The 552-nt window shown below is 45.1% G+C and carries 1 pseudogene; it reads left to right on the top strand.

Annotation, left to right across the window (positions count from 1 at the left end):
- Nucleotides 1–552: pseudogene (locus IOD06_RS13505) on the top strand (NADH:ubiquinone reductase (Na(+)-transporting) subunit A); the annotation flags it as partial.

Genomic DNA, 552 nt, shown 5'->3' with positions numbered 1-552 from the left:
AAGCAGACGAGCTTCCGAGCTTAGAGCGCGAAAAAGCCAAAGAAGTACTTATCCAGTCTGGTCAGTGGACAGCACTTCGTGTTCGCCCATTCAGCAAAGTAGCGGCTGTGGATGCAAATCCTAGTTCTATTTTTGTGACCGCAACCGACACAAATCCTCTTGCTGCAGATCCTGCGGTAATTATTGCCGAAAATGCGCAAGCATTTGAAGCGGGTCTTGCTGTTATTTCGCGTTTGACCGATGGCAAAGTATTTGTGTGTAAAAAAGCAGGTAGCCAAGTTCCTAGCTCATCTATAGCTCAAGTAGAAGTACATGAGTTTGGTGGTGTGCATCCGGCTGGCCTCGTTGGCACTCATATCCATCATCTTGATGCAGTTTCTGTTAGCAAACAAGTTTGGCATATTGGTTACCAAGACGTTATTGCGTATGGTCACCTATTCCTTACTGGTGAAATTTACACAGATCGTGTTATTTCGCTTGCAGGTCCTCGCGTTAAAAACCCACGTTTAGTGAAAACACAATTAGGTGCTTCATTGGATGATTTAGTGGCTG

Origin of the sequence: Psychrobacter sp. N25K4-3-2 (assembly GCF_015351755.1) — a bacterium.
Taxonomy (GTDB): Bacteria; Pseudomonadota; Gammaproteobacteria; order Pseudomonadales; family Moraxellaceae; genus Psychrobacter; species Psychrobacter glaciei.
Note: the sequence above shows the minus strand (reverse complement) of the source record. Positions and strands in the feature narration are given on the sequence as shown.